This window comes from Leisingera daeponensis DSM 23529 (assembly GCF_000473145.1).
GTDB classification, from domain to species: domain Bacteria; phylum Pseudomonadota; class Alphaproteobacteria; order Rhodobacterales; family Rhodobacteraceae; genus Leisingera; species Leisingera daeponensis.
Map to the genome: position 1 here is coordinate 337,415 of NZ_KI421500.1, position 20,915 is coordinate 358,329.

General features: G+C 66.1%; 19 protein-coding genes, 1 tRNA gene and 1 riboswitch. Of the genes, 7 read left to right on the forward strand and 13 right to left on the reverse strand.

The window, feature by feature from the left end:
* Nucleotides 1-37 precede the first annotated feature (37 nt).
* Both DAEP_RS0102030 and DAEP_RS0102035 read right to left on the reverse strand, forming a co-directional pair.
* On the reverse strand, nucleotides 38-1,258 hold the full coding sequence (locus tag DAEP_RS0102030; protein ID WP_027243501.1) for a PAS domain-containing protein: 1,221 nt from the start codon (nucleotides 1,256-1,258) through the stop codon (nucleotides 38-40).
* Nucleotides 1,259-1,323: 65 nt separating this feature from the next.
* A complete protein-coding gene (locus DAEP_RS0102035; RefSeq protein ID WP_027243502.1) occupies nucleotides 1,324-1,779 on the reverse strand; it encodes an Lrp/AsnC family transcriptional regulator in 456 nt (151 codons plus the stop codon).
* Nucleotides 1,780-1,931: 152 nt separating this feature from the next.
* Here DAEP_RS0102035 and hppD point away from each other — a divergent pair, with 152 nt between their 5' ends.
* On the forward strand, nucleotides 1,932-3,032 hold the full coding sequence (hppD, locus tag DAEP_RS0102040; protein ID WP_027243503.1) for a 4-hydroxyphenylpyruvate dioxygenase: 1,101 nt from the start codon (nucleotides 1,932-1,934) through the stop codon (nucleotides 3,030-3,032).
* Between the two features lie 135 nt (nucleotides 3,033-3,167).
* On the opposite strand, the gene DAEP_RS0102045 is transcribed toward hppD, so the two are convergent.
* Nucleotides 3,168-5,729, reverse strand: a complete 2,562-nt coding sequence (locus tag DAEP_RS0102045) for a hypothetical protein (RefSeq protein WP_027243504.1) — start codon at nucleotides 5,727-5,729, stop codon at nucleotides 3,168-3,170.
* A 177-nt stretch (nucleotides 5,730-5,906) separates the two neighbouring features.
* On the opposite strand from DAEP_RS0102045, the gene DAEP_RS0102050 reads away from it, so the two are divergent.
* Nucleotides 5,907-6,638, forward strand: coding sequence for an SIMPL domain-containing protein (locus DAEP_RS0102050; RefSeq protein WP_027243505.1), 732 nt, complete (start codon nucleotides 5,907-5,909; stop codon nucleotides 6,636-6,638).
* Between the two features lie 52 nt (nucleotides 6,639-6,690).
* Here DAEP_RS0102050 and DAEP_RS0102055 read toward each other — a convergent pair whose 3' ends face one another.
* The 3 genes from DAEP_RS0102055 to DAEP_RS0102065 all read right to left on the reverse strand — a co-directional run bounded on the left by DAEP_RS0102055 (nucleotide 6,691) and on the right by DAEP_RS0102065 (nucleotide 9,118).
* Nucleotides 6,691-7,983 carry an O-acetylhomoserine aminocarboxypropyltransferase/cysteine synthase family protein gene (locus DAEP_RS0102055; RefSeq protein ID WP_008556968.1) on the reverse strand — a complete coding sequence of 431 codons (1,293 nt, stop codon included), beginning with the start codon at nucleotides 7,981-7,983 and terminating at the stop codon, nucleotides 6,691-6,693.
* Nucleotides 7,984-8,342: 359 nt separating this feature from the next.
* Nucleotides 8,343-8,418 (reverse strand) — tRNA-Thr (locus tag DAEP_RS0102060).
* 211 nt (nucleotides 8,419-8,629) lie between these two features.
* A complete protein-coding gene (locus tag DAEP_RS0102065; RefSeq protein ID WP_036760943.1) occupies nucleotides 8,630-9,118 on the reverse strand; it encodes a hypothetical protein in 489 nt (162 codons plus the stop codon).
* Nucleotides 9,119-9,286: 168 nt separating this feature from the next.
* On the opposite strand from DAEP_RS0102065, the gene DAEP_RS0102070 reads away from it, so the two are divergent.
* Nucleotides 9,287-10,276, forward strand: coding sequence for a hypothetical protein (locus tag DAEP_RS0102070; protein ID WP_027243507.1), 990 nt, complete (start codon nucleotides 9,287-9,289; stop codon nucleotides 10,274-10,276).
* Between the two features lie 148 nt (nucleotides 10,277-10,424).
* On the opposite strand, the gene thiD is transcribed toward DAEP_RS0102070, so the two are convergent.
* Genes thiD through thiC form a run of 7 tightly spaced genes read right to left on the reverse strand, consistent with a single transcriptional unit; the run spans nucleotide 10,425 to nucleotide 16,398 of the window.
* Nucleotides 10,425-11,129, reverse strand: coding sequence for a bifunctional hydroxymethylpyrimidine kinase/phosphomethylpyrimidine kinase (thiD, locus tag DAEP_RS0102075; RefSeq protein ID WP_027243508.1), 705 nt, complete (start codon nucleotides 11,127-11,129; stop codon nucleotides 10,425-10,427).
* On the reverse strand, nucleotides 11,126-12,094 hold the full coding sequence (locus tag DAEP_RS0102080; RefSeq protein ID WP_027243509.1) for a HesA/MoeB/ThiF family protein: 969 nt from the start codon (nucleotides 12,092-12,094) through the stop codon (nucleotides 11,126-11,128). Before DAEP_RS0102080 ends, thiD begins: the two co-directional genes overlap by 4 nt.
* Nucleotides 12,091-12,684, reverse strand: coding sequence for a thiamine phosphate synthase (locus DAEP_RS0102085; protein WP_027243510.1), 594 nt, complete (start codon nucleotides 12,682-12,684; stop codon nucleotides 12,091-12,093). Before DAEP_RS0102085 ends, DAEP_RS0102080 begins: the two co-directional genes overlap by 4 nt.
* Nucleotides 12,684-13,451 carry a thiazole synthase gene (locus tag DAEP_RS0102090; protein ID WP_027243511.1) on the reverse strand — a complete coding sequence of 256 codons (768 nt, stop codon included), beginning with the start codon at nucleotides 13,449-13,451 and terminating at the stop codon, nucleotides 12,684-12,686. Before DAEP_RS0102090 ends, DAEP_RS0102085 begins: the two co-directional genes overlap by 1 nt.
* A gap of 1 nt (nucleotide 13,452) precedes the next feature.
* Nucleotides 13,453-13,650 carry a sulfur carrier protein ThiS gene (thiS, locus tag DAEP_RS0102095; protein WP_008555944.1) on the reverse strand — a complete coding sequence of 66 codons (198 nt, stop codon included), beginning with the start codon at nucleotides 13,648-13,650 and terminating at the stop codon, nucleotides 13,453-13,455.
* Nucleotides 13,619-14,587 (reverse strand): FAD-dependent oxidoreductase, encoded by a 969-nt coding sequence (locus tag DAEP_RS0102100; protein ID WP_027243512.1) that lies wholly within the window; start codon nucleotides 14,585-14,587, stop codon nucleotides 13,619-13,621. The genes thiS and DAEP_RS0102100 overlap by 32 nt, the downstream gene beginning before the upstream one ends.
* A complete protein-coding gene (gene thiC, locus DAEP_RS0102105; RefSeq protein WP_027243513.1) occupies nucleotides 14,584-16,398 on the reverse strand; it encodes a phosphomethylpyrimidine synthase ThiC in 1,815 nt (604 codons plus the stop codon). The genes DAEP_RS0102100 and thiC overlap by 4 nt, the downstream gene beginning before the upstream one ends.
* A 137-nt stretch (nucleotides 16,399-16,535) precedes the next feature.
* Nucleotides 16,536-16,664, reverse strand: a riboswitch (TPP riboswitch).
* 213 nt (nucleotides 16,665-16,877) lie between these two features.
* Here thiC and bioB point away from each other — a divergent pair.
* Genes bioB through bioA form a run of 4 tightly spaced genes read left to right on the forward strand, consistent with a single transcriptional unit; the run spans nucleotide 16,878 to nucleotide 20,912 of the window.
* Complete coding sequence (gene bioB, locus DAEP_RS0102110; RefSeq protein WP_027243514.1) at nucleotides 16,878-17,855, forward strand: biotin synthase BioB; 978 nt, start codon at nucleotides 16,878-16,880, stop codon at nucleotides 17,853-17,855.
* Nucleotides 17,855-18,994: an 8-amino-7-oxononanoate synthase gene (locus tag DAEP_RS0102115; protein WP_027243515.1), complete on the forward strand. Its 1,140-nt coding sequence runs from the start codon at nucleotides 17,855-17,857 to the stop codon at nucleotides 18,992-18,994. The genes bioB and DAEP_RS0102115 overlap by 1 nt, the downstream gene beginning before the upstream one ends.
* Entirely contained in the window at nucleotides 18,991-19,617 is a 627-nt protein-coding gene (gene bioD, locus DAEP_RS0102120) for a dethiobiotin synthase (protein ID WP_027243516.1), read from the forward strand. Before DAEP_RS0102115 ends, bioD begins: the two co-directional genes overlap by 4 nt.
* The gene (bioA, locus tag DAEP_RS0102125; protein WP_027243517.1) at nucleotides 19,614-20,912 is read left to right on the forward strand and encodes an adenosylmethionine--8-amino-7-oxononanoate transaminase; all 1,299 of its coding nucleotides are present in this window, start codon (nucleotides 19,614-19,616) and stop codon (nucleotides 20,910-20,912) included. Before bioD ends, bioA begins: the two co-directional genes overlap by 4 nt.
* Nucleotides 20,913-20,915 lie beyond the last annotated feature (3 nt).

Consider the following 20,915-nt stretch of genomic DNA (forward strand, 5'->3'; position numbering starts at 1 on the left):
GGCAATTCGGCGCCTGCCGGGGGCAGGCGCCGCGGAATTATTGCTCGAGCAGGCGGATTTCTTCGCTGAGCTTGCCGATCCGGTCCAGCCGCCGCGAAATCCGCTCCTGGAAACCGCCGAGCTGGTCGATGATATCGGCCAGGGTTTCGCCAGAATCGGTCAGCCTGGCGCTTTCGATCTTCAGCAGCACCCGGGTTGAGCTGAGTCCAAGGAAATGCCGGTGCATGATCTGGCAGGCGCTGGTGATGCGCTCGGCTTCCTGGTCGACTTCCTTCATGCCGTCCTGCGAGCGCTTGACCTGATCCTTCACCAGATCGCCGAGGATCTTGCGCTCGGCTTCCATGTCGACATTGCCCAGTTCGCGGCGCTCTTTCTGCAGCTGGTTGTCGCATTCGATCAGGATCCGCGCCATGCCTTCGACAAACAGGCTGTTGTTGACGGAAGATTTGATCTTGGCGAAATTGCTGTTCTTGCCCATCACATGCGCTGCGAACCAGTCCGACATCTCGCGCGACATGGAGCCATAGTTCTGCGACAGCACGGTGACCGGGCCGCCCGAGGGCTCGATCCGCGAGGCCAGCACCCGCAGGTTGTGCGGGATCGTGTGCATGGCGTCGAAATCGGCGATCAGCCCTTCGGTCTCCTCGACCAGCGTTTCGGCATTGCGCAGCATGCCGGTCAGCTCCCGGATGCGGGCGTGCGGCTGGTTCCCGAGGCCGGTATCGCGGGTGATCAGCTCCTGGCTCAGCGCGTGGGCGGCGAATTGGTGGTAGCTCTCGTAGCCGTGACTGCCCAGCCAGTCGAGCAGGTACTGGGCGCTGTCCTCAGGTTTGACACCCTGGTCCTTCTCGCGCTTGAGCATCTGGGCATAAAAGGCGCGCACCTCGCCGAACAGTTTGCTGCTGGGCTTGATCCGGGCGGAGAGGTAGCCGTCCTCGCAAGGGACAACCACGGCAAATACCCAGTAGTAAAGCCCGTCCTTGGACTTGTTCTTGACATAGGCGCCGATGGGGTCGCCGCGCTGGATCGTGTCCCAGAACAGAGAAAACACGCCCTTGGGCATGTCCGGGTGGCGGATCACCTTGTGCGGCGCGCCGATCAGCTCCTCCCAGGGATAGGCGCCCACCCGCCGGAACACATAGTTGCCGGCCTGGATCACGCCCCGGCCGTCAGTCCTGGAGAAGAACACTTCATGGAGGCCAAAGGGAGCCTCGCCGCTGCTAGGGCGCGTTTCAACACGGCGGTCAACAAAAGACACGGCAAATTCCACTTCTGTTTGAGTAGTCGTTGCGTTCGTCTTACGCCCAAACCCTTCCCGAGTAGTTAAGTTGGTAGCGGCGCATCGCGTTTTAATTGTGCCATTACGATCTGGCTCTGGACGCGTGAAACGCCCGGGTGGGGCAGCAGAATTTCGTGGATCAGCGTGTTCAGCGCCTGCAGATCGGCGCAGTAGACGCGCAGCAGGTAATCGGCTTCGCCGGTCATCGTCCAGGCGGAGGTGATCTGCGGCTGGCTGGCCACCAGCCGGGCGAACCCTTTGGATTGCTCGGGGCCGTGGCTGCCCAGATGCACCTGCACAAATCCCTGCACCGCTAGCCCCAGCTTGGCCGGGTTCAGCCGTGCCGCATAGCCCTCGATATAGCCTTCCGCCTCCAGCCGCTGCCGCCGCCGCCCGGCCTGGCTGGGCGACAGGTTGAGCATCTCGCCAAGCTGCTGCGCGGTCAGATGGGCGTCCTTTTGCAGCGCCGCGAGAAGTTTCGTGTCGGTCGGATCCAGCATGCGGGGTTTCTCCGTTTTTGCGGGAGAATGTGAAAAACCTGCGCATAAAGCAAGCGGCGCGCGCTAAACTACGCGGAAAACCTGCAGCGGAAATGCGGTATTCTTGGCGCAAGATTTAATCCTGTCCCCGCATCACATGAAGGAGACGCGCAATGGGTCCGTTCCCCCACAATGCCCCGAAATCCGAGATCACCCCGGAAAACCCGGCTGGCACCGATGGCTTTGAATTTGTTGAATTTGCCAGCCCGGAGCCGCAGGAACTGCGGGACCTGTTCACCCGGATGGGCTATGAACTGGTCGGCCGCAACAAGCAGAAGCCCGGCGTTGAGCTGTGGCAGCAGGGCGACATCACCTATATCCTGAATGCCGAGGCCGGCAGCTTTGCTGAAAAATTCGTCGCAGAGCATGGCCCCTGCGCGCCGTCGATGGGCTGGCGCGTGGCCGATGCGCAGAAAGCGTTCGAACATGCCGTCGCCAAGGGCGCCGAAGCCTATGACGGCGATGACAAGACCATGGACGTGCCCGCGATCAAGGGCATCGGAGGCTCGCTGATCTACTTCATCGACCAGTACCATGACACCTCGCCCTACAACGAGGAATTCGAGTGGCTGAAGCAGTCCAAGCCGCGCGGCGTCGGCTTCTACTACCTCGATCACCTGACCCACAATGTCTACAAGGGCAACATGGACAAGTGGTTCAGGTTCTACGGCGATCTGTTCAACTTCAAGGAGATCCGGTTCTTCGATATCGAAGGGAAATACACCGGCCTGCTGAGCCGCGCGCTGACCTCGCCCTGCGGACGTATCCGGATCCCGATCAACGAGGACCGCGGCGAGACCGGGCAGATCGTCTCCTACCTGAAGAAGTACAAGGGCGAGGGCATCCAGCACATCGCCGTCGGCACCGAAAACATCTATGACTCCACCGATGAGATTTCGGAGCGCGGCATCAAGTTCATGCCGGCCCCGCCGGAAACCTATTACGACCTGAGCCACGAGCGCGTGCAGGGCCATGAAGAGCCGCTGGACCGGATGAAGAAACACGGCATCCTGATCGACGGTGAAGGCGTGGTTGACGGCGGCGAGACCAAGATCCTGCTGCAGATCTTCTCGAAGACCGTGATCGGGCCGATCTTCTTTGAGTTCATCCAGCGCAAGGGCGACGACGGCTTTGGCGAGGGCAACTTCAAGGCGCTGTTTGAATCGATCGAGCGGGAGCAGATCGAATCCGGCGAGATCCAGGCCGCCGAGTAACCGCTGGCGCTTGAGTGACAGGGCCGGGTCCGCACAGCGGGCCCGGCTTTTTCGTGTTCGTTGGCGTATTCGGTGCCCGTCTGCGTGCAGACCGGGGGCAGGGGCCAGGGGCAAACTGCCCGCGCGCCCGGAGGCTTAGCTGTTGGGCATCGTCAGGGTGCGGTTGCGGCCGCCTTTCTGGTACTGCAACTGGCTTTCGCCGATGGCAATCACCTGGCCGCCGTCGATGCGGTCGCCGACCCGCACCTTCATGTAACGGCCCGACGGCAGCCGGACCAGCGCGCGGCGGTCAGAGGCGGTGCCGTAAACCCCGATCAGGTTCAGCTTGCGCAGATTGAGGGCGTTGCTGACCGTGGCGCGGCGGGCGACCGAGGCTTCGGTCGGGATGCGCGGCGCGGCAGCAGCGGCCGCGGCGGGCACGGCGGGCGCGGCGGCGGCGGCCGGCACCTGGTTCTGGGCGTTGCGGCGGGCGCGGTCCACCAGATTGGCGAAATTTGCAGGCCGCTCACGCGGCACGGCCGAGGCGGCAATGGCCAGGGCGGTGGCCGCCATCTGCTCTTCCCCGGCCGGTTTCACGCTGGCCGGGCGCTGGCGCGGGCGCAGCGAGGCGAGCTCGGCCCGGCTGAGGCCGCCCAGCTGGGCGCGCTCGGTCTGTTCCTCCAGATCCGCGGGCCGGGCCTTGGGGCGCTTGCGCGACAGCACCTGATTGCGGGCCACCTCTTCGGCCAGGGCTTCGGCGGCCGGGTCGCTGCGCTCCGGTGCGCGCGGCGGCACCTTCTTCGGGCGGCCCAGGTAGACCGTGATGCCGTCGGGGTTAAGTGTGCCTTTGGGGCTGGCCTTGACCAGTCCGCGGGCGTCCAGGTCAAAGTCCGCGCCCGCAACGGCGGGGGAGGCAATCGCCGCCAGCCTGTCATCCCCGGCAAAGGACTCCGGCTGCGGCAGCGCCACCGCATCGGCGGCGATATCGGGCTGGTCAATGGAGGCGGTATAAAGCTCATCAAGGCCGGGAGCAGCAGGGCTGGTTCCTAGATCCGGCGCAACCGGCCAGACCCCGGTCGCGGCATAGCGCGCGGCCAAGGCCAGTTCGTCCTGCGGCTCCGGCTGCGGTGCCTGTGCCGGGGCGGCAGGCGCCGCCAAGCCTTCGTCCGCGTCGAAATCCTCCAGCGCGTCCGGAATTGCCGCGGCAGCCTCAGCGGTCTCGTCAGGCAGCTCCGCGCCATCCGCGGCAGCTTCGTCTTCGGCCGAGGGCTCTTCCGCGCTGTCCTGCAGGTCCGCCAAGGCCGCTTCGCCAGCGGAGGCATCCGCAGCCGCGCCAAGGACCAGTACGCCGGGGTCGGGCTGATCCGCCAGCACGCTGACCTGCGGCGCGATGGCGGCATCAACTGCATCCGCGCCGGGCTGCGGCACCACGCCGGACGGGCTGTCCGCCCCGTCCGGCGGGGGGTTGCCGGGGACGCCTTCGGGGGCCAGGCCGCTGTCCTCAGCCGGCGTGTCCTGGAAGAAGCCGCTTTCGCCGAATACCGCCCAAACCGCGACGGTGGCCATGAACAGCAGCAGCAGGGCTGTCAGGATCACCCCGAGGTAGCGCGGCTTTCCTTTAGCTGCCGGTTTGCCGGCATCCATCTTGGGCGGCGGGGCCGGAGCTGCGGCAGCTTCACGCAGCGCTGCGGGGGCGGGCGGGATCTTCGGCTGCGGCGCGGCGGCGCCGGCCTGATCCGCGGGCTTGGCCGCAACAGCGGCCCCCAGCGGTTTCGCCGCAAGAGGCGGCGGAACCCGGTCAGGCGCCGGCGCCGGACCCTGAACGGGCGGGGCAGAGGAGTTTGCGGCCGAAGCTTTGCTGCGGATGCTGGAGAACCCGTTGCCCTCCTGCGCGGAGCCGCCGGCTGCCGGTGCCGGCGGCGCAGGCGGAAGTCTGACCGGCGCCTTCGCATCGGCGGGAGGCGCCGGGGCATCCGCGGGCGCGCTCTCTTTTGCCGCATCCGCATCCGGTTCCTGCACGGGCGCCCGGGGCGGCTGCGGCGGGTCCAGTCTGGCGGCTGCTGCGGGCGTCTGCTTCTCCGCCGGCTGTTCGGCGGCAGTATCCGCGGACGGCTCCGGTGTGTCCTCTGCCGGGGCGGGCGCGCTTTCTTCTGCCTTGTGCTCTGCCGCTGGCGCCGGCAGCTTGGCCGGGCCGACAACCTCCACCGCGTCGCTGTCGGGCTCTACTTCGGTGCCGCGGATCGCGCGGGTGGTGCCAAAGAAGGGCTCGCCCTGAAATCCGCTGTCTTCGGGTGCCGCGACAAAACTCACCGGGCCAAAGCCATGCTCCACCGCGAAGGTTTCCGCCTCGTCCAGCGTTTCCAGCGCCACGGCGGCAACATGGGTCAGGCCGCCGTCCGCGCTGATATCAAAAGCCAGCTCATCCACAGCATAGGGCGTCGCCCCTTCGAGCGCAGTCCTGGCGGCGGCAATCCGCTCTTCCGCGGGCATTTCACCGGTCTCGACCGTCAGATAACGGATCTGGTCATCGGGCAGGATCAGCTTGCTGAACACGCCGTCCGGCGTCAGCCGCAGCGCATCGGCGCGGATGTCCGCCAGTGCAGCGGGCAGATCCCCGGCGTCAAACGGGGTGCTGCCCACGTGCCGCCAGCCGTCCTCGGCGCGATAAAGAAGCGCAATACCATCAGCGGAAAGCGAAAGAGCAAAAGCCGGTTTCATGCCTTGGGTCAAACCATCCAAATCCATACTGCCCGGGGCCGCCCGACGCGCCCGGTGTTTTGCCGCGGACCTTAAAGCAGGAGATTGCCGAGTTAAAGGAAAAGACTGACGGCGGGGCTTGCGGGCGGCAGTTTGCCGTCCCCATCTAATGGGCATTCGAAAAAGGAGCTTTTGAAGATGAAAGCAAGGAAACTTCTGGCCGCCGCACTGATGCTGTCGATGGGCGCAGGCGCTGCAGCCGCAAGCGAGGCCGCCGCCCCGCGGCAGATCACGGTCTATGGCGAAAGCATGCTGCAGGTGGCGCCGGAACTGGCAACCATCACTCTGGGCGTGACCGAGGAGGCAGAGGAAGCCGCTGCTGCCATGGCGGCGGTATCCGAGGCAATGGAGGCGGTGATTGCGCAGCTTAAAGACGGCGGCATCGCCGGCGCCGACATGCAGACCCAGCAGATTGCGATGCATCCGGTCTGGTCGCAGGACCGCTCCTACGACAACGGCGGCCGGCGCGAGATCACCGGCTTTCAGGCATCGAACACGCTGATGGTGCGGGTGCGCGATCTGGACCGTCTGGGGCCGGTGCTGGACACGGTGCTGACCGCGGGCGCCAACCAGTTCCAGGGGCTGAGCTTTGGCGTTGAGGATCCTGCCGCAGTCACCGACAGGATCCGCGGCGAGGCGGTCAAGGATGCGATGCGCAAGGCGCAGCAGCTTGCTGAAGCGGCTGGCATGGAGCTGGGCCCGGTGCGCACAATCACCGAGAACGGCAGCGGCGGCGGGCCGCGTCCGATGATGGCCATGGACATGGCCCGCAACGAGGCGATGCCGGTCGAAGCGGGCGAGCTGACCTTCACCCATAATGTCTCGGTGGTGTTCGACATGACCGAGCCGGGCGGTGCGGCAAGCGAATAACGAAAAAGGCCGGGCAGGGCGCCCGGCCTTACTTTTTCAGGTAAGCCGTGTCTCAGCCGCAGGCCTTGGCCAGCGCCTGGTCCAGGTCGCGGATCAGGTCGTCAGCATCCTCGATGCCGATGGACACGCGCACCACGTTGGGGCCGGCGCCTGCCGCTTCCTGCTGTTCCGGCGTGAGCTGCCGGTGAGTGGTGGAGGCGGAGTGGATGATCAGCGAGCGGGTGTCGCCCAGGTTGGCGACATGGCTGAAGATCTCCAGCGAATCCACCAGCTTGATGCAGGCCTCGTAGCCGCCCTTGACGGCAAAGGTGAACAGCCCGCCGGTGCCCTTGGGATAGCAGGCCTGGGCGCGCTCGTAATAGGGCGAGGACGGCAGCCCCGCATAGGTCACATAGTCGATCCGGTCATCGTTCTCGAGCCAGCCGGCCACCTTGCGGGCGTTCTCGCAATGGCGCTGCATCCGCAGGGACAGCGTCTCGACGCCCATCAGCGTGTAATGCGCCGCCTGCGGGTTCATCGTCATGCCAAGATCGCGCAGGCCGATGGCGATGCCGTGGAAGGTATAGGCCAGCGGGCCGAAGGTCTCGTGGAACTTGAGGCCGTGATAGGCCGGTTCCGGCGCCGACAGCGAGGGGAACTTGTCATTCGCGGACCAGTCGAACTTGCCGCTGTCGATCACGCAGCCGCCGGTCACGGTGCCGTTGCCGGTCAGGTATTTGGTGGTCGAATGCACCACCAGCGTGGCCCCTTGGGCAATCGGGTTGCACAGATAGGGCGTGGCAGAGGTGTTGTCGACGATCAGCGGGATGCCTGCGCCATCGGTGATGTCCGCCAGCGCCCGGATATCGGTCACATAGCCGCCCGGGTTGGCGATGGATTCGCAGAACACCGCGCGGGTGTTTTCGTCGATCGCCGCCTTCACCGCGTCCAGATCGTCGGTGTCGACGAATTTCGCCGACCAGCCGAAGCGCTTGATGGTCTGGCTGAACTGGGTGACGGTGCCGCCATACAGCCGGGTCGAGGCCACCACATTGCAGCCCGGCCCCATCAGCGGGAACAGCGCCATGATCTGCGCCGCATGGCCGGAGGAGCAGCACACCGCGCCGACGCCGCCCTCCAGCGTCGCCAGCCGCTCCTGCAGCACGGCGACGGTGGGGTTGGTCAGGCGGGAATAGATAAAGCCGACTTCCTGCAGGTTGAACAGGGCCGCAGCGTGTTCGGCATCGCGGAAGACATAAGCGGTGGTTTGGTATATCGGCGTTTGCCGCGCGCCAGTGGCCGGGTCCGGCTTGGCGCCAGCATGAATCTGCAAGGTGTCAAAGCCATAAGACGGGGCATCGGTCATGAGTGGGTCTCCCTGAAAACTCTACTGCGTCGCGCGCACAACAGCATGGCTTCGGGCAGAAGGCAATCGCGCCAATGCCGCAGCGGAAACGGGGCGGGGCTGCGGTTTGCCCTGCAGGTTGCCGACCTTTCAAATTGAGGGTTCAGCGCGGCAGGCAGGCTCCAGCACCTGAGTTGCAGCCTGAGAAAGCGGACAGCGAGGCCAGATCCGCTTGTCACCGGCATACCCGGGGTCCGCCTGCTGCATCAGCCAGCCTGGCTGCCGGTGCAGGTGCCGCAGGCGGAATGAGTTCCAACAGCGTTCGCGGCGTTGCGCGGGCGGCAACGTCTGAAGCAGAAACAAGAGTCTAGCGGAAGAAATGGTGCCCCCACACGGACTCGAACCGCGGACCTACTGATTACAAATCAGTTGCTCTACCAGCTGAGCTATAGGGGCACTTAGCTGTGAAACCGCGCTTAACATCCTTCGCGGGTGCCTCGCAAGAGGTCTTTTCAGCAAAAGAACAGGCTTGCATACACGCAGGGCCGCGGCGCGCATTGCAGGTGCCAAAGCGCGCCGGTCCGGGGGTGGCTTTCACGGTTGCGCGGGGAGGGCCGGAATGCGGCTGCTCAGCCCGCGGCGGACGGGTCTGGCAGCCGGTTCAGGCTTACTCCAGCGGCTGCCCGTTGCGGCCGAAGGTCAGGTCTTCGCGGCTCAGGTCGTCATAAGTCACCTCGACGGCGACCTGCCGGATCGAACCCAGCGGATAGCTGCGGTAGGGCATGCCGTCCTCTTCCTTGATCATGTTCGGAATCGCTTCGTCCAGATGGCATTCCGGCAGCGGCCAGGGTTCCGGCGCGGCACCGTTCACGCTCAGCCTGACCTGCGCCAGGCCGCAGCGCCAGGACCACAGATGGGTGACATACAGCAGATCCTGGCCGTTGAATTCGCGCACATGGATCCAGTTGGCCCGGGTCGCGGCCAGGATCGGCTTCACCTCGGCTGCGGTGGTGAAACGGCCAGTGGCCTCCTGCGGTTCCGCCGCCAGGGCAGGTGCGGACGGGGCAGGCGCAGACAGCGCCGCAGCCTCGGGCGTGCCGCCCTGCGGGCCCGGCTGAGCCGTTGCCGCGATGATCGCCAGGATCACATCAATCATCATCTCGCTCCACTTGAGGCGCCCCGCGATGACACAGGGGTGCCCGAATTTCCCAACGGCCTGTTGCACGGCATCCTGCCGGCTTGTAGCTAGCTTAGCAGGCAGGTCTGCCTGCGGCCTTAACAGGCAGTCCTAACCGCCCGGCAGAGACGGAAAACGGGGAAAACAATGGCAAATGCCCCCTTCAACGTGATGATCATCGGCCAGGCGGGCCGGCTGCAGTATGAGGCGGTGCTGTTTGCCGCCTCGCTGCGCCGCTGCTCCCCCGGATTTTCCGGCCGCCTGTTTGTCGCGGTGCCGCAGCCGGGGCCGTTGTGGGACAAGGATCCCAGCATCCGCGATCCGGAGGTGCTGCAGGCGCTGGCGGAGCTGGATGCGGAAATCCTGCCCTTCGAAAGCAAGGTGTTCGGCGCTGCATACCCCTATGGCAACAAGATCGAGGCGCTGCAGGCCCTGCCTGAGGGGGAGCCGTTTGTCTTTTTCGACACCGACACGCTGATCACCGGCGAGCTGGCGGAGGTGCCGTTTGACTTTTCCCGTCCCTCGGCCTCTCTGCGGGTCGAGGGGACCTGGCCCCAGCCGACGCTCTACGGGCCGGGCTATGCGGGCATCTGGCAGTCGCTGTACAGCCGTTTCGGTCTGGATTTCCCGTCCAGCCTCGACCTCAGCCAGCCGGATGAGTTCTGGAAGCGTTACCTTTATTTCAACGCAGGCTTTTTCTACGGCGCCTGTCCGCGGGGCTTTGGCGCGCGGTTCCTGGCATACGCGCAGTCGGTCCGGGACGATCCGCCAGCCGAACTGACCGGCCAAAGCCTCGACCCCTGGCTCGACCAGATCGTGCTGCCGCTGGTGATCCACGCTTTCGGCGGCGGCCGCGACGCGCTGCCAAGCGGTTTCCTGGATGGCGAAACAAGCTGCCACTACCGGCTGTTTCCGCTGCTCTACGCGCGTGAGAGCGACCGGGTGGTGGAACTGCTTCACGAGATCGCGGCGCCGAACCGGATCAAGAAGGTTCTGAAAGCCTATGAGCCGGTCAAGCGCATGGTCTATCAGGGCCGCGGCGAAAAGGTGCGGGCGCTGTTTGACCGTGAAAACCTGCCGCGGCGCGAGCAGGCGATCCGCAACCGGATCAAGAAAGAAGGCTTCTGGATGCGCTGAGGCCGGCCTGTCTTTCTGATTGCTGCAACGCCCGCCCGATGCCGCGGGCTTATGGCAGCAGCCCGGCCGCCGAGGCATTGGGAAGGGGCGCCGGAAGGCTCCGTCCAGAAACCGGCCTCAATACCCTCTGCCAGCTGCGCTGCGCCTTTCAGCGGCGCAGCCAGCGGTGCACCGCGTCTTTGCCGTGGCGGCAGGCCGCCTGCAGGCTGCCGCCCTTGGCCAGGTGGCAGGCGATGGCCGTGGCCAGGCTGCAGCCCGTGCCGCGTTTGGACACCGTCAGCCGCGGCGCGGCAAAGGCGAGGGGCGGGCCATCTGCGGTGAACAGCAGGTCGGTGCTTTCCGCCCCGGTGCCATGGCCGCCTTTGACCAGCACCGCCTGCACCCCCTGCGCCAGCAGCGCAGCGGCCTGCACTTCAGGGCCGCCCTGCACGCCTGACAAGACCTCCAGCTCCGGCAGGTTCGGCGTCACCAGCGCTGCCCGGCGCAGCAGCGCGCCAAAGCCGTCCGCCGCCATCAGCGTGCCGCCGGAACTTGCCTTCAGCACCGGGTCCACCACGATGGGCAGCCCCGCGGGCAAAGCCGCGCCCGCCGCCTCTGCCACTGCGGCGGACCCCAGCATTCCGATCTTCACCGCACCGGGCAGCGGCGGCGTTGCCAGGGCAGCGCGCGCTTGGTCTGCAACACTCTGTGCGGGGCAGGGGTGAACGGCCAGAACGGCCTCGTTGGTCTGCACCGTCACGGCTGTCACCACCGGGCGCACGCACACCCCCAGCGCTGCCGCCATCGCCGTATCGCGGCTCAGGCCCGCGCCGCCGCTGCTGTCGGTGCCGCCAATCGCCAGGATCCAGGTCATCCGCGATCCCCGGCTGCCAGCAGTGCCAGGTTCCCGTATCCCGCCTGCCGCAAGTCCTGTGCCGCGCCCCAGGCCCGCAGCCCGGTGCGGCAGCACAGCACGATCCGCCCCGCTCGCGGCAAATCCGCTGCCAGCATATCCGCGCGGGCCATCCGGCGGGCGTGCGGCGCAGGCAGGCGCGGGGCTTCGGCGGCCTCGCGCAGCTCGATCACCGTGTCGTCCGGGCGGATATGAGACGGCGCGATGAAGGGCAGCGCGTCCTCCGGCTCCGCGGCATCATCGAAGCGGAACGCGCTGACCTGCAGGTCCTGCAGCCGGAAAATAAACAGCTGTCCCCGCGGGGACGGCTGGTGATTGAGCAGCGCCTTCAGGGCAAGCTGCGCCTGCAGCGCGCCGATTATGCCCACGGCAGGCCCCATCACGCCCGTGGTTGCGCAGGTCGCGGACTGCGCGGGCAGATCCGGGAACACCGCGCGCAAGGACGGCCCGCCGCCGCAGAAGCCCCCGGCATACCCGGACTGTCCCAGCGCCGAAGCGGAGATCAGCGTCTTGCCTTGCTGCCGGCACGTGTCCGAGAGGATGTAGGACGCCGCAAAACTGTCCGCGGCATCCACCACCAGATCGGCCTCCGCAACCATTGCCGGGGCATTGGCGGCGTCCAGCGGCCGCACAAGGGCCGCCGCTTGCAGATCCGGGTTGGCCGCCAGCAGACGCCGCCGGGCGGCCTCCGCCTTGGGGTGGCCGAGATCGGCCATGGAATAAAGCACCTGCCTGTGCAGGTTGCTTTCCTCCACCGCGTCGCCGTCCATCACCGTGATGCGCCCGACGCCCGCGCCGCCAAGATACTGCAGCACCGGGCAGCCGAGGCCCCCGGCGCCCACCACCAGAACATGCGCCTTGGCGAGCCGTTGCTGACCACCGGCACCGACTTCGGGCAGGATCATCTGCCGCGCATAGCGGCTCATGCGCGGCAGGCCTCCGCCCATTCGCGGGTGCGCGCCTCGGGATCTTCCGCCAGTTGGATATCGGTCACCACCGCCGCACTGTCGGCCCCTGCGGCAAAGACCCCCGGCAGCCGCTCCGGCGTCAGCCCGCCAATCGCCACCAGAGGCGTCTTTCCCGCCATCTGCTTCCAGCGGGTGACCCGCTCCAGCCCCTGCGGCCCCCATTTCATCTTCTTCAGCAGCGTCGGATAAACCGGCCCCAGCGCCACATAGGCCGGTCCGAGGGACAGGGCGCGCTCCAGCTCCGCCTCGTCATGGGTCGACAGCCCGAACCGCACGCCCCTGCGGCGCAGCGCGGCAAAGTCGGCGGTGTCCATGTCCTCCTGGCCCAGATGCACGAAATTGCAGTTCAGCTCCAACGCCGCCTGCCAGTAGTCATTGACCACCAACTGCGCGCCATGCACCGCGCAGAAGTCGCGGGCGCGGGCAATCTGGCGGCGCAACTCGGCGTCCGGCTGGTCCTTGATGCGCAGCTGCACCAGTTTGACCCCCTGCGGCACCAGCAGCTCCAGCCGGCCGACGTGGCCAACGATCAGATAGAAACGGTCCATTACGCAAACTCCGCCAGTCCCAGAACCGGGGTGGAGGGCACCGCCATTTCGCGCCGCTCCATCGGGTCGGCCCCATGCCCCAGACGCCCGGCCTCAACCGCCAGCGCCATTGCGCGGGCCATCCCGGCAGGGTCGCCGGCCTTGGCCACCGCGGTGTTCAGCAGCACCGCATCCATGCCCAGCTCCATCGCCTCCGCCGCGTCCGAGGGCCGCCCGATGCCGGCATCCACGATCAGCGGCACATCCGGGAAATGTGCCCGCATGGCCCGCAAGCCATCCGGGTTGCGCAACCCCTGGCCGGAGCCGATCGGCGCCCCCCAGGGCATCAGCACCTCGCAGCCCGCCTCCAGCAGCTTCTCCCCCACCACCAGATCGTCCGTGGTATAGGGAAAGACCTGGAAGCCCTCGCCGCTCAGCACCCGCGCCGCCTCCACCAGGCCGAACACATCCGGTTGCAGCGTGTCGGAATGGCCGATCACCTCCAGCTTGATCCAGGGGGTGTCAAACAGCTCCCGTGCCATACGGGCCGTCGTCACCGCCTCCTGCACCGAATGGCAGCCGGCCGTGTTGGGCAGGATGCGGCAGCCGGTGTGCCGCAGACTCTCCCAGAACCCGGCGCCGGAGCCATCGGCGGTTTCGCGGCGCAAGCTGACGGTGATGATTTCCGTGCCGCTGGACCGCACCGCCGCCGCCAGAACCGCAGGCGAGGGGTATTGCGCTGTGCCCAGCAGCAGCCGCGAGGTGATCTCAGTTCCGTAGACTTCCATCTCAGCCTCCCTGCATCGGCGCCAGCACTTCCAGCCGGTCGCCATCGCACAGCTGCACCTCTTCCCGCTTTTCGCGGGCCACAAAGGTGCCGTTCAGCGCGGTCGCAACCGCCGAGCAGGCAAAGCCCAACTCGTGCAGGACCGCCTGCAGATCGGTTGCCGACACCTCACGCGGTTCGGCGTTCACGATAATCTTCATCCGTTGTCTCCTGAAGCAGGCGGCGGGCCGCGGCTTCTGCCATCGCGGGGGCAAGCAAAAAGCCGTGCCGGTAAAGCCCATTGAGGTAAAGCGTGCCGCCCTGTTCGGTCAGCCGCGGCAGGTTGTCGGGGAAAGCCGGGCGCAGCCCTGCGCCGGTTTCCGCCACGCTGGCCTCCGCAAAGCCCGGATGCAGGGCGAAGGCAGCACTCAGCAGTTCACTGAGCGAACGCAGGGTGATGCCCCGGCCGGAGCTGCTCTCGATCATGGTGCCGCCGATCATGAAAAACCCGTCCCCGCGGGGCACCAGGTAAAGCGGCATCCGCGGATGCAGCAGCCGCAGGGTGCGGCTGATCTCCACCTCCGGGCAATGGAGGACGGCCATCTCGCCGCGCACCGGGCGCAAGCCGGGCAGGGGCGCGGCCATGCCGGTGCAGTCCAGCGTGACACGGGCCGGGGCGGGGGTGCCATAGCGGATCTCCACCCCCAGCGCCTGCACCGTTGCGCTCAGATCGCGCAGCGCGCGCCGCGGGTCCAGATGCGCCTCCTGCTCAAAGAACAGCCCTTGCGCAAACCGCCCCGCCAGCGCCGGTTCCAGCTCCGCGATCTCCGCCCCGCCCACGCCCCGGTGGCCGGTGGTGCGGCGGGCAAATCGGGTCAGCTCTGCCCGGTCGCGGGCAGGCGCCACCACCAGCGTGCCGCGCCTGTGGACCGGGGTGATCCTGGCCCACCAGCCGGCGGCGCGGCTGCCGAGGGTGATCACGTCCTCCTCGGCGCTTTCGCGTTCGCACCACGGCGCCAGCATGCCGCCGGCAAAGCGCGCGACGCTGCTGTCTCCGGGCGTTTTCCCTCGTTCATAGACCGTGACCGCCGCCCCGCGCTGCGCCAGCTCATAGGCGCAGGCGAGACCGCCGAGGCCCGCGCCTGCGATGGTGATCATTCCGCCGGTTCCACAGCCTCAGGTGCAGGCACATAGAGTTCGCCGCCCTCGCGGAACTTGGCAGCCATCGCCTCCATGCCCTCTTTCTGCGCTTCGGCGCGGATGTCGTGGCTGATCCGCATCGAGCAGAATTTCGGCCCGCACATGGAGCAGAAATGCGCCACCTTATGGGCCTGTTTCGGCAGGGTCTGGTCGTGGAACTCGCGCGCCGTGTCCGGGTCCAGGGAGAGGTTGAACTGATCCTCCCAGCGGAACTCGAACCGCGCCCGGCTCAGCGCATCGTCGCGGCGCTGTGCGCCCGGCAGCCCCTTGGCCAGATCGGCGGCATGGGCGGCGATCTTATAGGTGATCACGCCGGTCTTCACATCGTCGCGGTCGGGCAGGCCCAGATGCTCCTTCGGGGTCACGTAACACAGCATCGCGCAGCCGAACCAGCCGATCATCGCCGCCCCGATGCCGCTGGTGATGTGGTCATAGCCCGGCGCGATGTCGGTGGTCAGCGGCCCCAGCGTGTAGAACGGCGCCTCGTGGCAGCACTCCAGCTGCTTGTCCATGTTCTCCTTGATCTTGTGCATGGCGACATGGCCCGGCCCCTCGATCATCACCTGGCAGTCCTTGGCCCAGGCGATCTTGGTCAGCTCGCCCAGGGTTTCCAGTTCGGCAAACTGCGCCTCATCATTGGCATCCGCGATGGAGCCGGGGCGCAAGCCATCACCCAGCGAGAAGCTGACGTCATACTGGCGGCAGATGTCGCAGATTTCCTCGAAATGCTCATAGAGGAAGCTTTCCTTGTGGTGATGCAGGCACCATTTGGCCATGATCGAGCCGCCGCGCGAGACGATGCCCGTCACCCGGTTCACCGTCATCGGCACCATGTGCAGGCGCACGCCCGCGTGGATGGTGAAATAGTCGACGCCTTGCTCTGCCTGCTCGATCAGCGTGTCGCGGAACACCTCCCAGGTCAGATCCTCGGCGATGCCGTTCACCTTCTCCAGCGCTTGGTAGATCGGCACGGTGCCGATCGGCACCGGGGAGTTGCGCACGATCCATTCGCGGGTGTTGTGGATGTTGCGCCCGGTGGACAGGTCCATCACCGTGTCGGCGCCCCAGCGGATTGCCCAGACCAGCTTGTCCACCTCCTCCTCCATCGACGAGGTCACGGCGGAGGTGCCCATATTGGCGTTGATCTTCACCTTGAAATTGCGGCCGATGATCATCGGCTCGAGTTCCGGGTGGTTGATGTTGGCCGGGATGATGGCGCGGCCGGCGGCGATTTCGGAGCGCACGAATTCCGGCGTCACGTAGTCCGGGATATTGGCGCCGAAGTCGTTGCCGTCGCGGTTTGCATGGCACGGCGACAGCTCGCGCAGCTGATTTTCGCGGATCGCCACGAACTCCATCTCCGGGGTGATGATGCCGGCGCGGGCATAGGCCAGCTGGGTCGGCGCCTTGCCGTCCTTGCCGCGCAGGGGGGCCGGTTTCACCGGGAACTCCGGCGTCAGCCGGCCGCCCTCGACAAAGCCGTTGTCCTCGGGCTTCACATCGCGGCCCTGATAGCTCTCGACGTCGCCGCGCGCGAGGATCCACTGGCGGCGCAGGCCGGGCAGGCCCTGGCGGATGTCGGTCAGCACATCCGGGTCGGTATAGGGGCCGGAGCTGTCATAGACCGGCAGCGGCGCCTCGCCCGCGGTGGGGTGGGTGGAGATTTCCCGCATCGGCACGCGAAGGTCCTGGTGGACCTCGCCGCTGACGTAGATCTTGCGCGACGCGGGCAAGGCGCCTGTGGTGATCTTGGGGTTGGGGACGTTCATCTGGTGTTCCTCCGGGCCTTCGGTTCAAAAACACCAATTGAGCCGGGACGGAGGAAAACGGGCAGGGGGGTGTACAGCCGGTGTACGGCCTGTGCACGCATGCTGCCTGTTCGAAACACGGGCCTGCCGCCGGGGCGCGCACCATGCTCCTAGCTTCCTACGCCAGTATCAACTGGGTCAGGTTCAAAGGGTCGCGCCGCCGGTCCGGGTTGCCCCGCACCATGACGCCTCTCAGTCCCTTGGGCGGGACTCCCCTGCGTGCCTATAGGGCTAGGGGAGGTGCGGGGCTCCCGTCAACCGGAATCTTTGTAGATATTTTTTATTATTTACAATCATATGTTTGGGTGGATTCTTGCTCAAAATCCGGGGCAAATCGCTGCAGTGCGGCTTTGGTGCTTGATCGGCGCTTGCAAAATTATCTATAAAAATCCGCAACGCCATCCGCGCATGGCCAACAGGTATAGAGAACAGGAGACAGCATGCTGGACGCTGCACCCATCCGCACCGACTGGACCCGCGAGGAAGCGGAAGCGATTTACAACAAGCCTTTCATGGACTTGCTGTTTCAGGCGCACACCGTGCACCGGCAGTATTTCGACCCCAACCAGGTGCAGAAATCCAAACTGCTGAGCATCAAGACCGGCGGCTGCGCCGAGGATTGCGCCTATTGCTCCCAGTCGGCCCGCAATGGCGCGCAGCTCTCGGCCTCCAAGCTGATCGAGGTGCAGCGGGTGATCGCCGAGGCCAAGAAAGCCAAGGAAGGCGGGGCGACCCGCTACTGCATGGGGGCCGCCTGGCGCTCGCCCAAGGACCGCGACATGGCCGCGCTGGAGGCGATGGTGAAAGGCGTCAAGGATCTGGGCATGGAAACCTGCATGACGCTGGGCATGCTGGACGAGGAGCAGGTGTTCCGCCTGCGTGACGCAGGTCTGGACTATTACAACCACAACATCGACACCTCGGAGCGCTACTACTCCGAAATTATCACCACCCGCACCTTTGCCGACCGCATCGACACCCTGAACCGGGTGCGCGAGGCGGGCATCAAGGTTTGCTCCGGCGGTATCGTCGGCATGGGCGAGAAGCAGCTGGACCGCATCGACATGATGCTGGCGCTGGCTACGCTGGACGCGCACCCGGACTCGGTGCCTGTCAACATGCTGATCCCAATTGCCGACACGCCGCTCGCCAATGTCGAGAAACTGGACCCGATCGAATTCGTCCGCTCCGTGGCGCTGGCCCGCATCCTGATGCCGAAATCGCATGTGCGCCTTTCGGCGGGCCGCACCGATATGTCGGACGAGATGCAGGCCATGTGTTTCTTTGCCGGCGCAAACTCGATCTTCGTGGGCGACACGCTCTTGACCGCGGACAACCCGGAAGAAGACAAAGACCAGCAGCTGTTCGACCGTCTGGGCATCACCGCGATGGCGGCAGGCTGCGACGGCAGCCGCTGATGGCGGGCGCCTTCCCGAGGCATGAGACATCGCTGGAAGCGCTGCGCACGCGCGGGCGCTACCGGCAGCTGATGCCGCGGGACGGGCATGACTTTGCCTCCAACGACTACCTTGGGCTGGCGGGCAGCGATGTGCTGCGCGCCGCCGCCGCCGATGCGCTGGCGCGCGGTGTGCCGGTGGGGGCGGGCGGTTCGCGCCTGTTGCGCGGCAATGATGCAGAACATCAGCTGCTGGAAGCGGAGGCGGCGGGGTTCTTCGGCACCGAGGCCGCTCTGTTTATGGGTGGCGGCTTCAACGCCAATCAGGCGATCTTCTCCACCCTGCCGCAGCAGGGCGATCTGGTTCTGTATGATGCGCTGATCCACGCCAGCGCCCATGACGGGATGCGGCTGGGCCGGGCAGAGACCCGCAGCTTTGCCCATGGCGAGGCGGAGGATGCCGCACGGGTGCTGAAGGCTTGGCGCGCTGACGGCGGTACGGGGCAGGCCTGGATCGCGGTTGAGGCGGTTTATTCCATGGACGGCGACCTGGCACCGCTGGAGGCGCTGATGGCGCTGGCGGATACGGAGGGCGCAGTTCTGGTTGTGGATGAGGCGCATTCGACCGGCGTGTTCGGCGATCTGGGCCGCGGGCTGGCACATGAAATCGCCCGCCGCCCGAACGTCCTTTCGTTGCATACCTGCGGCAAGGCGCTGGGCGCTTCCGGCGCTTTGATTTGCGGCCAGCGGGTTCTGATCGAAACGCTGATCAACAAGGCGCGCGGGTTCATCTTTGCCACCGCGCCGTCGCCCTTGAACGCGGCTTTGGTGCGGGCCGCCTTGCGGGAACTGCAGCAGAACCCGGGTCGCCGCGAACGGGCGTGGCAGGGGATCACCCATGCTCAAGACGAGGCCAAACGCCTGTGCGGGCTGGAGGGCTTCGAGAGCCAGATCCTGCCGGTGGTGATTGGCGATGACAAACGCACCATGGCGCTGGCCTCAGCCATGCAAGGCCATGGTTATGACATCCGCGGCATCCGCCCGCCGACGGTGCCGCGCGGCACTTCGCGGCTGCGGCTGTCGATCACGTTGAATACAGCGGCAGAGGTCATCACCGCGATGTTCGAAGACCTCGCCCGGGAAATGGAGAGTGCAGCATGAGCGCGCTGATTGTCACCGGAACCGATACCGGCATAGGCAAGACCATCTTCTCCGCCGGCCTGGTGCAGGCGCTGAGCGCGACCTATTGGAAGCCGGTGCAATCGGGTCTGGAGGAGGAGACCGACAGCCAGATCGTGGCCCGCCTGTCGGGCCGCCCTGCGCTGCCGGAGGGTTACCTGCTGCAACTGCCCGCCTCGCCGCATTTGTCGGCCGAGGCCGAGGGCGTGGAAATCGACCCGGACACGCTGCCGTTGCCCGCAGTGGACGGCGTGCTGGTGGCCGAGGGGGCAGGCGGACTGATGGTGCCGTTGAACCGCAAGGTGCTGTATCTCGATTTGTTCGCCCGCTGGGGCGCGCCGGTGATCCTCTGCGCGCGGACGCAGCTGGGGACCATCAATCACACGCTTCTGTCGCTGAAGGCGCTGCGCGACGCAGGCTGTCCGGTGGTGGGCGTGGCCTTCATCGGCGACGCGGAACCAGAGGTGGAGCAAACCATCTGCCAGTTCGGCCAGGCGGCGCATCTGGGCCGGCTGCCGGTGCTGGGTGAGCTGACCTCTGACGCCTTGGCCGTGGCTTTTCAGGCCAGCATCCGGTTGGACCTGATTAGGGAGGCACTGTCATGAGCGCAGCAGGCCTCACCCAGCTCGAATTCGACCAGCAGCACCTCTGGCACCCCTATACCAACGTGGCCAAGCCCGGGCCGACATTTGTGGTCAAGGAAGCCGAGGGCGTGCATATCACACTGGACGACGGAACCCGGCTGATCGACGCGATGTCATCCTGGTGGTGCATGATGCATGGCCACAAGAACCCGGCGATTACCAAGGCGATTCACGACCAGCTCGACACCCTGCCGCATGTGATGTTCGGCGGGCTGACCCACGATCCGGCCATCGACCTCGGCCGCAAGCTCTTGGAGATCACCCCCCAAAGCCTCACCCGCATCTTCTATTGCGACAGCGGTTCTGTCTCGGTCGAAGTGGCGATGAAGATGGCGGTGCAGTACCAGCACGCCATCGGCCAGCCAGAGCGCAAGCAGTTTGCCACCATCCGCTCCGGCTATCACGGCGACACCTGGAAAGCGATGAGCGTCTGCGACCCGGACACCGGAATGCACCACCTGTTCCAGGGCGCGCTGAGCGTGCAGCATTTCGTTTCCCGCCCGCCGGTCCGCATCCATGAGGACTGGAACGACGATCCGGCACGGAACGGTTTGGGAGAACTGCGCGCCGTCTTGGAGGCCAATGCGCAGAAGATCGCGGCGTTCATTCTGGAGCCCGTCGTGCAGGGTACCGGCGGCATGTATTTCTATCACCCGGAGTATCTGAACCAGGCCCGTGCGCTGTGCGATGAGCTTGGCATCCTCTTGATCTTCGATGAGATCGCCACCGGGTTCGGCCGCACGGGGGAGCTGTTTGCCACGAATTTCTGCACCGTAGAGCCGGATATCATCTGCCTCGGCAAGGGGCTGACCGGCGGCCATATCTCATTTGCCTGCACCATGACCAACGACCGCGTGGCCCAAGGAATCGGCGGCGGCAACCCGGGGCTGTTCATGCACGGGCCGACCTATATGGGCAACCCGCTGGCCTGCGCTGCGGCCAAGGCCTCGCTGGACCTGCTGACCGGGCAGGACTGGCGCGGCCGGGTGGAGGCAATAGCTGAGCAGATGCAGGCCGAACTGGCCCCGGCCCGCGATCTGCCCAATGTTGCGGACGTGCGGGTACTGGGCGCCATTGGCGTCATCGAGATGAAACACCGCGTCTCGGCAGACGAGGCCCACGCCCGCGCCCATGAGATGGGCGTGTTCCTGCGCCCCTTCGGCACCAATATCTATACCATGCCGCCCTTCATCACCTCGCCGGATCAGCTCAGCGAAATCACCGCGGGCATGCTGCGGCTGGCGCGGGAACTGTAGGCC

Excerpts from the sequence above, each read along its gene's own strand:
- DAEP_RS0102035 (WP_027243502.1), bottom strand. The coding sequence starts at position 1,779 with ATGCTGGATCCGACCGACACGAAACTTCTCGCGGCGCTGCAAAAGGAC.
- hppD (WP_027243503.1), top strand. The coding sequence starts at position 1,932 with ATGGGTCCGTTCCCCCACAATGCCCCGAAATCCGAGATCACCCCGGAA.
- DAEP_RS0102045 (WP_027243504.1), bottom strand. The coding sequence starts at position 5,729 with ATGAAACCGGCTTTTGCTCTTTCGCTTTCCGCTGATGGTATTGCGCTT.
- DAEP_RS0102050 (WP_027243505.1), top strand. The coding sequence starts at position 5,907 with ATGAAAGCAAGGAAACTTCTGGCCGCCGCACTGATGCTGTCGATGGGC.
- DAEP_RS0102055 (WP_008556968.1), bottom strand. The coding sequence starts at position 7,983 with ATGACCGATGCCCCGTCTTATGGCTTTGACACCTTGCAGATTCATGCT.
- DAEP_RS0102065 (WP_036760943.1), bottom strand. The coding sequence starts at position 9,118 with ATGATTGATGTGATCCTGGCGATCATCGCGGCAACGGCTCAGCCGGGC.
- DAEP_RS0102070 (WP_027243507.1), top strand. The coding sequence starts at position 9,287 with ATGGCAAATGCCCCCTTCAACGTGATGATCATCGGCCAGGCGGGCCGG.
- thiD (WP_027243508.1), bottom strand. The coding sequence starts at position 11,129 with ATGACCTGGATCCTGGCGATTGGCGGCACCGACAGCAGCGGCGGCGCG.
- DAEP_RS0102080 (WP_027243509.1), bottom strand. The coding sequence starts at position 12,094 with ATGAGCCGCTATGCGCGGCAGATGATCCTGCCCGAAGTCGGTGCCGGT.
- DAEP_RS0102085 (WP_027243510.1), bottom strand. The coding sequence starts at position 12,684 with ATGGACCGTTTCTATCTGATCGTTGGCCACGTCGGCCGGCTGGAGCTG.
- DAEP_RS0102090 (WP_027243511.1), bottom strand. The coding sequence starts at position 13,451 with ATGGAAGTCTACGGAACTGAGATCACCTCGCGGCTGCTGCTGGGCACA.
- thiS (WP_008555944.1), bottom strand. The coding sequence starts at position 13,650 with ATGAAGATTATCGTGAACGCCGAACCGCGTGAGGTGTCGGCAACCGAT.
- DAEP_RS0102100 (WP_027243512.1), bottom strand. The coding sequence starts at position 14,587 with ATGATCACCATCGCAGGCGCGGGCCTCGGCGGTCTCGCCTGCGCCTAT.
- thiC (WP_027243513.1), bottom strand. The coding sequence starts at position 16,398 with ATGAACGTCCCCAACCCCAAGATCACCACAGGCGCCTTGCCCGCGTCG.
- bioB (WP_027243514.1), top strand. The coding sequence starts at position 16,878 with ATGCTGGACGCTGCACCCATCCGCACCGACTGGACCCGCGAGGAAGCG.
- DAEP_RS0102115 (WP_027243515.1), top strand. The coding sequence starts at position 17,855 with ATGGCGGGCGCCTTCCCGAGGCATGAGACATCGCTGGAAGCGCTGCGC.
- bioD (WP_027243516.1), top strand. The coding sequence starts at position 18,991 with ATGAGCGCGCTGATTGTCACCGGAACCGATACCGGCATAGGCAAGACC.
- bioA (WP_027243517.1), top strand. The coding sequence starts at position 19,614 with ATGAGCGCAGCAGGCCTCACCCAGCTCGAATTCGACCAGCAGCACCTC.